This is a genomic window from Polaribacter sp. (assembly GCF_024639685.1).
GTDB lineage: Bacteria > Bacteroidota > Bacteroidia > Flavobacteriales > Flavobacteriaceae > Polaribacter.
Genome location: NZ_JAHEHX010000001.1, coordinates 136,564 through 147,238, shown reverse-complemented (window position 1 = coordinate 147,238; position 10,675 = coordinate 136,564). Strand labels below are relative to the sequence as shown.

Here is a 10,675-nt window from a genome sequence, read left to right as displayed (position 1 = left end):
TACTTATACACCTGTTCCAAATTTCTCTGGAGAGGTTAATTTTACTTATGAAGTATCTGATGGAGAAAATTCAGCCAATGCTTCTGTGACAATAAAAGTTAATGCAGATTTTAATGCACAAGTCCCAATTACAGACGCTAATTTTCAAGAGGCAATAAACACTTGTTTATCAACGAACCCCGAAGACGGAATGTGTAGTGATAGTGAATATGGTGCAATGCCTAATTGGGATGTAAGTAATGTGACAGATATGAGTGAAGCATTTAGGGATAGAGGAGAATTTAATGCAGATGTGAGTTCTTGGGATGTGAGAAGTGTTACTGATATGAGTTATATGTTTTACGGAGCATCTGCTTTTAATCAAGACATTGGTTCTTGGGATGTGAGTAGTGTGACTGATATGGGAGGTATGTTTTCTGAAGCAAATGCCTTCAATCAAGATATATCAAATTGGTGTGTTTCTAATATTAGTTCAGAGCCAAATGAATTTAGTTTATGGGCATCTTTAACAGAAGAAAATAAACCTGTTTGGGGTAGTTGTCCAACTGCAAGTATAGATGACCAATACTTTACAAACTTATCTGTTTTTCCTAACCCTGTAGAGAATAGTTTATTTATTTTAGGAAATGATACTCCTATATCAGTATCAATTTATAATGTGTTAGGTAAGGAAGTAATTTCTATAAAGAATACAAACAACATCAATGTACAAGCATTGCCAAGCGGTATGTATGTGATAAAGATATCTGATGGTGTTGGTCAAACCAATAGAAAGTTTATTAAGAATTAAATATCCCCAAAAACAATAAATTATTTTTGAGGATAATTTGTACTCAAGGTGGGAATCGAACCCACACTCCCGAAAGAACTGGATTTTGAATCCAGCGCGTCTACCAATTCCGCCACTTGAGCATTTAATAGAGAATGCAAATCTACTAATAATATTTAGTTTTTAAAGTGAAAATTTTAATTTCAAACTCGATAAATAATTTCTACTTTTGTAGGCTCACAAAAATACAACTAAAATACTTATTCCATGATCAATAACCAACTTACACCGAAGCTTTTTGCTTGTAGGCAAAGTACTGTTTTAGCACAAAAAATTGCCAAAGAATACAATACAGAATTAGGTAATGTACATACAACTTACTTTAGTGACGGAGAGTTTCAACCTGCTTTTGAGGAATCTGTAAGAGGAAGAAGAGTATTTATTATAGGATCTACATTTCCGAATGCAGATAATTTAATGGAAATGTTATTAATGTGTGATGCGGCTAAAAGAGCTTCTGCAAGACACATTACTGCTGTTATGCCTTATTTTGGATGGGCAAGACAAGATAGAAAAGATAAGCCTAGAGTTGCAATTGGTGCAAAATTAGTTGCCAAATTATTAGAATCTGCAGGTGCAACAAGAATTATGACTATGGATTTACATGCAGATCAAATTCAAGGCTTTTTCGAAAAACCAGTAGACCATTTATTTGCATCCACTATTTTTATGCCATATATAGAAAGTTTAAAATTAGAGAATTTAACGATAGCTTCTCCAGATATGGGAGGTTCTAAAAGAGCTTATGCATATTCTAAACATTTATTATCAGATGTTGTAATCTGTTATAAGCAACGAAAAAAAGCAAATGTTATTGGGCACATGGAGTTGATTGGTGATGTAAAAGGTAAAAACGTAATTCTTGTAGATGATATGATTGATACTGGAGGTACTCTTGCTCATGCAGCTAACTTAATGAAAGAAAGAGGAGCCTTAAGTGTTCGTGCAATTTGTACACACCCAATACTTTCTGGAGGCGCTTATGAGAAAATTGAGCATTCAGCCTTAACAGAATTAATAGTTTCAGATACAATTCCGCTAAAAAAGGAGACTTCAAAAATAAAAGTTGTATCTTGCGCGCCCTTATTCGCTGATGTTATGCATAAAGTACAGGATAACACATCGATAAGTGGACAATTTTTAATGTAAATAATTAACAAAAAAGTAATGAAATCAATTACAATTAAAGGATCAAAAAGAGAAAGCGTGGGCAAGGTAGCTACCAAAGCCTTACGTAATGCTGGTATGGTTCCTTGCGTTATATACGGAGGAGAAACACCAATACACTTTTCAGCAGAAGAAAAAGCGTTTAAAAACTTGGTATATACTCCAAATGTATATACGGCAAGTCTTAATGTTGATGGAAAAAAAATCCCTGCAATTTTGCAAGATATTCAGTTTCATCCTGTTACTGATAAAATTTTACATGTAGATTTTTATCAATTATTTGATGATAAAGAAATTACAATGAATATTCCTGTTCAATTAACAGGTACTTCTCCAGGTGTTTTAAATGGAGGTTCATTACGTTTCACAAACCGTAAGTTAAGAGTAAAAGCATTACCTGCTAATTTACCAGATTTTATAACTGCAGATATTTCTACCTTAAAAATCGGTCATAAACTAGTAATTACATCGTTAATTAATGATGATTATACTTTTATGCATCCAGATAACACTGTTGTTGTACAAGTTAGAACTTCTCGTAACGCTTCTAATGTAGAGGATGAAGATGAAGAAGTTGCAGAAACAGCTGAAGCTGCTGCACCAGCTGCAACAGAATAGTCTGTAAAATAAATTTTTACAAAAGCGTTACGTAACCGTAACGCTTTTTTTATTTTTGTACTATAATGAAGAAGTTTTTAATAATTGGTTTAGGTAATATTGGCGAAAAATATACAAACACACGTCATAATATAGGGTTTAAAATACTGGATGAACTAGCAGAAGAGCATAGTATATCTTTTGAAACAGAAAAGTTGGGTGATGTTGCTAGTTTTTGTTTTAAAGGAAGAAATTTTATCCTTTTAAAACCAAGTACATTTATGAATTTAAGTGGTAAAGCTTTAAAATATTGGATGGATAAAGAGAAAGTGTCTATAGAAAATATCCTCGTAGTTACAGATGATTTAAATATTGATTTTGGAACCTTAAGAGTAAAGGCTAAAGGGAGTGATGGTGGTCATAACGGATTAAAAGATATTCAAGAGAAATTAGGGACTAATAAATACCCAAGATTTCGTTTTGGAGTAGGAGCCAACTACGCCAAAGGTCGCCAAGTAGATTATGTTTTGGGAGAGTGGACCAAAGAAGAAACAAGCTTATTAATAGAAAGATTACCATTGTCAGCCAAAGTGATTACTTCATTTGGTACTGATGGCTTATCGAATACCATGAATGTTTACAATGACAAATAACATTATTTAGGTACTGTTCTTAGACTTTTAAAAAATCAATAATAATTTTACTCGTAATTGTATTAGAACCTCGTGGTTCAAGACTATTTTTAGAAATGATAAATCTATTTTGCGTTAACGTATTTACGTTGTAAGTTCCTGACAAGAAGTTCCCATTTTCAGCAGTAAAAGTAATTGTATTTTCTATACCGTTTAATTGATAGGTACCGTTTGTATCTGTAGTTGGAATATCAGTAGTTTCTGTATTAGGACCACCATTTGGAGTTGTGTTTTTAACTTCTACATAAGGTCCAGAAATAGAATAGGTACCATTTGCATTTATAAGTAACTCTACTTTAAATGTATTACCAACAATAGTAGAGGTTGCCAAATCTACAATAGCTCCAGAAGTAGAGGTTGCTGTTTCATTTTCTTCGCCTGTGAGATTCTCAATAGTATAATTGCCTGCTAGATTACTATTTGTAAGCAGTAAATCTGAGTTTTCGTTATCATCTCCACAGCTTGTTAAAGCTATTGTTACGCAAAAGCATACAATTAGTTTTATAGTTTTCATATATTATTTTTTACCAAAGATAAGGTGTAAAATTAAAACTATATGTATTTTACCTTAAGTTTTGTAAAAAACGACAAGAAATTTTGCAATAGAAATAAATGAATTTTGAATCTGTTTACATTAAAACAGTTGTTTATTATAGTTTTTAAAAAATAGAAATCGAATGCTGTAATTTTATACTTTTTCTTTTTTCAATTCGCTATACATTTTCCCAATAAGCCTAATTAATTTATTACAGATCCGATGTTCTATCTTTATTACTACAATTTTAGTGAAAGAGATTTTGTTTAGTGAGTAAAATTCCACGACATCATAATTTCGCATATTTTTTTATCTTACTAAAAACCCTTATATTTACGAAGTAAATAATTATGTAATTTTATTAAAATTTAATTTTCATCATTGCAAAAAACGACCTACACTAGCCTGCTGATAATTTTTGTCCTTTTCTTGTCGCCTACTTTTTTTGCGCAACAGCCTTTAAAAATTAATCAAGAATATTTGCTCTTTGAAGATGCTAAAACAAAAGAACCCGTTATTATTGTAAATGATAGTACTGGGTATAGAGGTTTTAATTTTGAAACGCGATTTAAAACTGAGTTTCCAAAACCTTTCCAACTCTCTTTATTTAATGATTATCAGTTTCAAATAGATGGTGTTACTTATTTTGCAGAAAACGGTTGTGGCATTACGTTAGCATTTAAAAACAATACTTTTACTCGTATTGATAATTCCTTTAGCCATAAAAATCAATATTCTGCTATTCCTTTTGTACACGATAACAAACCTCATTTATTTTCTGGTTATGGTCTGTTCACCGAAAAAAACATCATTACGTATTATGATTTTGTAACCAACGAGTGGCTTTTAAAACAAACAAGCAACGTAGAGAGTATAACTCCAAGAAGTTCTCCTTTTTTTTTAAAAAAGGATGTCAATCTTTATGTAATAGACTACTTAAGTAGAAGAGACCATGTTTTAGATGAATATATAAGGCGTTTAGATTTAAATACATTTAGATGGCACAAAGAAAAAAGAATAAACAAAAATATTCCATTATTTAATATTACTTATCAACACAACAATAGGCTACAAATAGATGATAAAATTGTTTCCTTTTATGATAAAATTGTTGAAGTAGATATTTTTAATAATTTTATAAAAACATTTGACTATTCAATTTTTAAAAATATTGAAGCTATCAAATACTTTCAGCGTTCTAAAATGCTTACTTATGTATATCAATCTAACCAAAATTACTATATTATTAGTGAACCTTACACTAGTTTAAAAAGTAAGCTCATTTCTGAGATGCCTTTGTATGTTAGTGAATCATATTCTATTTTTCTGTATGGTTTTTTTATAGTAGTTTTTGCATTTGCTTTTTGTTACGGATTTTACAAATTATATGTAAGCTATAAAATAAAGAAAGGTCAATTATTGTATAGCGTAACCAAAGACCTCTTTTTTGTAAACAAGAAAAATCCATTGCAATTGTCTCCGTTAAATAAAGCAGTATTAAAGGTGTTTTTAGCGCAAAAAGGCAGTTTTTTTGCGTTACATTCCTTAAATGATGCGTTGTCTGAAGATTTAAATGAAGACAATTATGTAACCATTAACAAACGAAGAGAACGCGTACTAAAAGATTTAAAGTTCGAATTGTCTAACGTCTTAAAAATGCCAAAAGAATCGGTCTTTAGCACTCGAAGTAGTCAGCTAGACAAACGAATGAAAGAGATAAAAATAAACATTATCTTTAGAGAGGTATAAGTTTAGTTTTCACTTGCAAACCACTCTGCAAAGCTAGAGTCTGTTTCTTGTAGTTTTATACTGTGCAGTTTTATAGTTGCTGGTAATCTTTTTTTAATTTTTGTCGCAAAATCAATTACCATCATTTCACTTGTTGGTTGATAATCTACCAAAATTACATGATGATCTCTGTCCATAAGCTCTTTGGCTAATTCTACATGAGGTGTATTTTTATTAAATACAGTTGCATGATCAAAAATATCTACAATTTCTTCATTTACAATCTTCTTTAAATCACCAAAATCGATAACCATTCCAAATTTAACATTCGTATTATCTGTAATTGGTTGTCCAGAAACAGTTACAGAGAGCTTGTAAGAATGCCCATGAACATTTTTACATTTACCATCATAACCATATAATGCGTGGCCAGTTTCAAATTTAAATTGTTTGGTAATTCTAATAGTACTCATGGATTTTGTGTTTCTTATATCTGAAGCAAAAGTAAACAATAACAAATAGTATAACTAGCCAACAAAAATAATTTAGTTAATTTTGAAGGAATTTTTCGAGAACATTAGCAATTTTTCGATTGTCTGATAATTGTGGAATTTTATTTTGCCCTCCAAATTTTCCGATAGACTTCATATACTCGTGAAAACCACCTTTTTTCACCTTTTGAATTACAATAGGTTTTAATATTTTGCCTGCTATTAAATCTAAATAATAAATATTCTGCTCTTGCATAGAAGCATCAATTTTAGCAGCAAATTCTTCTAAATCTTCAGGTTCATTTTCAAACTCTATAAACCATTCATGATAAGGCAATCCTGCTGTTGGGTTTACTTGAGGGGCCACAGTAAATTCGCTAATATTTATTGCTGTTCCAGCAATAGCATCATTCAAAGCTTTTTCTACTTCTTTACCAATAACATGCTCACCAAAAGCTGAAATAAAGTGTTTAATTCTTCCAGTAACTTTAATTCTATAGGGTTTTAAACTTGTAAATTCTACAGTATCTCCAATATTATACCCCCATAAACCTGCAGTGGTATTTAAGATGATTACATAGTTTACATCTAGCTGCACACCCTTTAAAGAAATTCTTGTTGGATTTTCATCAAAAAATTCTGTTGATGGTATAAATTCGTAAAAAATACCTGAATCTAGTTGCAGTAACATTCCTTTTTCAGTTTGCGAATCTTGGAAAGCTATAAAGCCTTCTGATGCAGGGTACAATTCTATATAATCTATTTTTTTACCAATAATACTCTCAAATTTATTTTTATAAGGTTCAAAGTTTACACCGCCATAAATAAAGAAATTAAAGTTCGGAAAAATCTCAGAAATCGATTTACCTGTCTTTTCAATCAGTTTTTCAAAATACATTTGTACCCAAGAAGGTATACCACTAATCACAGACATATCTTCATTAACGGTTTCTTCTACAATTGCGTTTACTTTGGTATCCCAATCTTCTATGCAATTGGTTTCCCAACTTGGAAGCCTGTTTTTAAGTAAATATTGGGGTACATAATGAGCTACAATTCCACTTAACCTTCCTAGTTTAATTCCGTTTTTGTTTTCTAGTACAGGGCTTCCTTGTAAAAATATCATTTTACCATTTACAAAGCTTGCATCATTTTTTTCTGCGATGTAAAATAACAACGCATTTCTGGCAGCTTTAATATGGGTAGGCATCGAATCTTTGGTAATGGGTATATATTTAGCACCAGAAGTGGTACCTGATGTTTTTGCAAAATAAATTGGTTTTCCTGTCCACAGCACATCCGATTCGCCTGCTACAATTCTATCTACATAAGGTTTTAAACCTTCGTAATCTGTAACTTTTACGTGTTTCTTAAAATCATCATAAGAGTTAATATTTTTAAAATCGTGATCTTTACCAAAGACTGTATTTTTTCCTTTAGCAATAAGGTTTTGAAATACTCTTTCTTGAGTTTTATGTGGGGTTTTAGCCCATTTTAAAACCTGTTTTGTTACTATTTTAGCAAAAGGAATGGCGAAAAAAGATTTTATACTCATTAGTTAAAGTCAATCAAGTTTATTGGGTTTATTGCATATCCATTACTCCAAAGTTCAAAATGTAAATGTGCTCCAGTTGTTAATTCTCCTGTAGACCCTACACTTGCAATTACCTCTCCAGATTTTACAAAGTCTCCTTGTTTTTTTAATAAATTTCCATTGTGTTTGTAAACAGAAACATAATTATACCCATGTTTTAAAATAATTACATAGCCGGTTTCTGTAGTCCAATCAGAGAAAATAACAGTCCCATCTGCAGTTGCTTTTACAGGTGTATTTTTTGGAGCAGCAATGTCTACAGCCAAATGTTTTGCTTTTGCATCAAAACGTTGAGAAACACTTCCTTTTAGTGGTGCAAAAAAGATAATTTCTACGTTAGACCTATTGCTATTCTGAATAGGAAAACGGTCTCTGCTTTCTATTTTCTCTCTAAACAAAGAATCTTCTTTAGAGGCATTTAACAGGCTATCTTTTATGATAAATTTTTGTGATTCATTTTTTATAGTATCTAAAAAATTACCCTCAATTTCTCCTTTAAGTATTGGTTGTAATGCTTTAGTATATGCATTTAACAGGTCTAGTTTTCTTTTTAAAGAGTCTGTTTCAAAAGCTAGTTTTGCGGCTTTTATTTTTAAATTTGTTGAAGAGTAGCCTGGTATATATTCTTTTACAGGTGTAAACGTAATAATAGACGTAGTAATAAGTATTAACAAAAAAGCCAAAAGCCCGCCTAAAGCAAATACATTTAAACGAGAAAGTTTTAAAGAAAACCGCTCTTCAAAGGTGTTTTCGTTTAAGACAACTAGCCTATATTTATCCGTTAACTTTTGTGTTAACTTCCCCTTATTTTTTGCTTTTTTACTCACTTTAAATGATAGGTTTCTTTGGTCTTTAACGTAAAAATAATGAAACTATTTTTTATAAAAATTCATTTCGTCTATATATTCCCAAACTTCCTTACTTAATAAGGGTTTAATGTTTTTTTGTTGTTGTATTCCTTTTCTAATCATTGTAGAAGATAGCTCTATAATAGGTGCTTTTACGGCATGTATTTTAGGATGGTTTTTAAACTGATGAGCAATAGACCCAACTGAAACTCTTGGATATACGTATATTTGATGATGCTCTAAGATAGTTTCATAATTTTTCCATTTATGGAAGCTTTTTAAATTATCTTCTCCCATAATTAAACAAAATTCTTTGTTTGGATACGTGTCTACTGCATGGGCTAAGGTGTGTACAGTATAGTTAGGTTGTGGAAGTTTAAACTCTAAATCGGAAGGTTTAATTTTGTCATAGTTTTCTGTGGCCCTATATACTAGCTCAAAACGATGATGATTTTCTAATAATGATTGCTTTTTTTTAAAAGGATTATGAGGGGTAACTACCATCCATATTTCATCTAGATCAGAATTTTCTACCATTTCATTGGCAATGATTAGATGTCCAATGTGAATAGGATTAAATGTACCAAAGTATAAGCCGATTTTCATTTTTTAAGCAACTTTAGGATTCACTTTTTTTTAGATCAAGAAATTCACCAATTAACACTTCAGCTTCTTCTAAAGCGACTTCTAAATCATAGTTTTTTATGATTTTATCAAATTGTGGGGCTGTTGCTAATTCTACAGAAGCTTTAGCAATGCGCATATTAATTTTTTCTTCAGTTTCTGTTTTTCTTTTTTTCAATCGTATTTTTAACTCGTCAATGCTTGGGGGTTTTACAAAAACAGAAAGTGTTTGTGTTGGAAACTTTTTTTTAATTCGTAACCCACCAGCAACATCAATATCAAAAATTACATGTTTTTTTTGTGCCCATAAACGTTCTACTTCTGTTTTTAAGGTGCCATAAAAATTATCTCTATAAACCTCTTCCCATTCTAAAAAGTTGTCTGCTTTAATATGGTTTTTAAAATCTTGTAAAGAAATAAAATAATAGTCTTCACCATGCTTTTCGAATCCTCTTGGCGCCCTAGACGTGGCAGAGATAGAAAATGCTAAGTTGAATTTCTTTTGAGCTAATAAATGACGAACAATGGTTGTTTTACCCGAACCTGAAGGTGCTGAAAAAACAAATAACTTTCCTTTAAAATTATCTTTCATATTTAAATTTATTAGCCTGAACTGAGTTCAGTATTTTGTTTTTTATGAAGCTGAATTAAATTCAGCTTGTTTTAAAAATATTTATTAGAATATTTTTAAAGCACATTTAAAATTTGTTCTTTAATTTGTTCTAATTCGTTTTTCATTTGAATTACGGCTTTTTGCATTGGTGCAAAATTAGCTTTAGAACCAGTAGTATTAATTTCTCTTCCCATTTCTTGAACGATAAACCCTAATTTTTTCCCATTAGAATCTGTTGTAGCTAACGTTTCTAAAAAGTAATTTAAATGATTTTCTAAACGTACTTTTTCTTCGTTAATGTCTAATTTTTCTAAATAATAAATAAGTTCTTGCTCAAATCTATTTTCGTCTGTAGTTACCTGCAAGTCATTAATTGCTTTTTGCAAACGTATTTTTACATTTTCTATTCTGTCTGCATCTAAGGCTTTAACTTCCTCTAAATATTTTCTAATATTTAGAATACGCTCTTTAAAGTCTTCCTCTAAAGAAACTGCTTCATCAATTCTATATTGGATTATTTTTGCAATGGCCTCATCTATATTTTGGTTTATGGTAGCCCACTCATTCTCGTCTAACTCTTCACGTTCCGTTTTTAAGGCGTCAGGCATAGAAATTGCCATTTTTAGTAGTTCAACATCAGAAGCTCTTCCAGTTTCTACAACGTTTTTAAGTTGATTGATATAATCTTTAACAACCCTCTTATTTACGGTAGTTGAAGTTTCATCTGCAGTCATTTCTACAAAAATTGAAAAATCTACCTTACCTCTTACCAGAGCTCTAGCTAGTTTTTTACGAACTGCTAATTCCTTTTCTTTATAATAAGAAGGTATTCTAACGTTTAAATCTAAGTTTTTACTATTTAAAGATTTAATTTCAATAGTAACTTTTTTTGTTGGCAATTGTAGTACAGATTTTCCAAAACCCGTCATAGATTGAATCATAAATTCAAATTTTAAA

At 30.7% G+C, this 10,675-nt stretch carries 12 protein-coding genes and 1 tRNA gene; 5 read left to right on the top strand and 8 right to left on the bottom strand.

Going from position 1 to position 10,675, the window contains the following annotated elements; translation table 11 throughout:
• Window positions 1-790 (top strand): BspA family leucine-rich repeat surface protein (locus Q0L44_RS00695; RefSeq protein WP_296633908.1); only part of this gene is annotated, 790 nt, incomplete at its 5' end.
• Between the two features lie 40 nt (window positions 791-830).
• Here Q0L44_RS00695 and Q0L44_RS00690 read toward each other — a convergent pair.
• Window positions 831-912 (bottom strand) — tRNA-Leu (locus Q0L44_RS00690).
• Window positions 913-1,036: 124 nt separating this feature from the next.
• On the opposite strand from Q0L44_RS00690, the gene Q0L44_RS00685 reads away from it, so the two are divergent.
• The 3 genes from Q0L44_RS00685 to pth all read left to right on the top strand — a co-directional run bounded on the left by Q0L44_RS00685 (window position 1,037) and on the right by pth (window position 3,246).
• Window positions 1,037-1,978, top strand: coding sequence for a ribose-phosphate pyrophosphokinase (locus Q0L44_RS00685; RefSeq protein WP_296633906.1), 942 nt, complete (start codon window positions 1,037-1,039; stop codon window positions 1,976-1,978).
• A gap of 18 nt (window positions 1,979-1,996) precedes the next feature.
• Window positions 1,997-2,614 (top strand): 50S ribosomal protein L25/general stress protein Ctc, encoded by a 618-nt coding sequence (locus Q0L44_RS00680; protein ID WP_296633903.1) that lies wholly within the window; start codon window positions 1,997-1,999, stop codon window positions 2,612-2,614.
• A 65-nt stretch (window positions 2,615-2,679) separates the two neighbouring features.
• Complete coding sequence (gene pth / locus Q0L44_RS00675; RefSeq protein WP_296633901.1) at window positions 2,680-3,246, top strand: aminoacyl-tRNA hydrolase; 567 nt, start codon at window positions 2,680-2,682, stop codon at window positions 3,244-3,246.
• Window positions 3,247-3,265: 19 nt separating this feature from the next.
• On the opposite strand, the gene Q0L44_RS00670 is transcribed toward pth, so the two are convergent.
• Complete coding sequence (locus Q0L44_RS00670) at window positions 3,266-3,799, bottom strand: hypothetical protein (RefSeq protein ID WP_296633899.1); 534 nt, start codon at window positions 3,797-3,799, stop codon at window positions 3,266-3,268.
• Between the two features lie 450 nt (window positions 3,800-4,249).
• Here Q0L44_RS00670 and Q0L44_RS00665 point away from each other — a divergent pair, with 450 nt between their 5' ends.
• On the top strand, window positions 4,250-5,569 hold the full coding sequence (locus Q0L44_RS00665; protein ID WP_296633896.1) for a hypothetical protein: 1,320 nt from the start codon (window positions 4,250-4,252) through the stop codon (window positions 5,567-5,569).
• Between the two features lie 2 nt (window positions 5,570-5,571).
• Here the strand turns inward: Q0L44_RS00665 and Q0L44_RS00660 are convergent, their stop codons facing one another.
• The 6 genes from Q0L44_RS00660 to Q0L44_RS00635 all read right to left on the bottom strand — a co-directional run bounded on the left by Q0L44_RS00660 (window position 5,572) and on the right by Q0L44_RS00635 (window position 10,659).
• Entirely contained in the window at window positions 5,572-6,021 is a 450-nt protein-coding gene (locus Q0L44_RS00660) for a 6-carboxytetrahydropterin synthase (protein WP_296633894.1), read from the bottom strand.
• A gap of 76 nt (window positions 6,022-6,097) precedes the next feature.
• Window positions 6,098-7,594, bottom strand: a complete 1,497-nt coding sequence (locus Q0L44_RS00655; protein WP_296633893.1) for a GH3 auxin-responsive promoter family protein — start codon at window positions 7,592-7,594, stop codon at window positions 6,098-6,100.
• Window positions 7,594-8,460 (bottom strand): M23 family metallopeptidase, encoded by an 867-nt coding sequence (locus Q0L44_RS00650; RefSeq protein WP_296633891.1) that lies wholly within the window; start codon window positions 8,458-8,460, stop codon window positions 7,594-7,596. Before Q0L44_RS00650 ends, Q0L44_RS00655 begins: the two co-directional genes overlap by 1 nt.
• A gap of 45 nt (window positions 8,461-8,505) precedes the next feature.
• Complete coding sequence (nadD, locus tag Q0L44_RS00645) at window positions 8,506-9,087, bottom strand: nicotinate (nicotinamide) nucleotide adenylyltransferase (protein ID WP_296633889.1); 582 nt, start codon at window positions 9,085-9,087, stop codon at window positions 8,506-8,508.
• A gap of 13 nt (window positions 9,088-9,100) precedes the next feature.
• Window positions 9,101-9,697, bottom strand: coding sequence for a guanylate kinase (gmk, locus tag Q0L44_RS00640; protein WP_296633885.1), 597 nt, complete (start codon window positions 9,695-9,697; stop codon window positions 9,101-9,103).
• A gap of 95 nt (window positions 9,698-9,792) precedes the next feature.
• A complete protein-coding gene (locus Q0L44_RS00635; RefSeq protein WP_296633883.1) occupies window positions 9,793-10,659 on the bottom strand; it encodes a YicC/YloC family endoribonuclease in 867 nt (288 codons plus the stop codon).
• Between the last annotated feature and the right edge of the window lie 16 nt (window positions 10,660-10,675).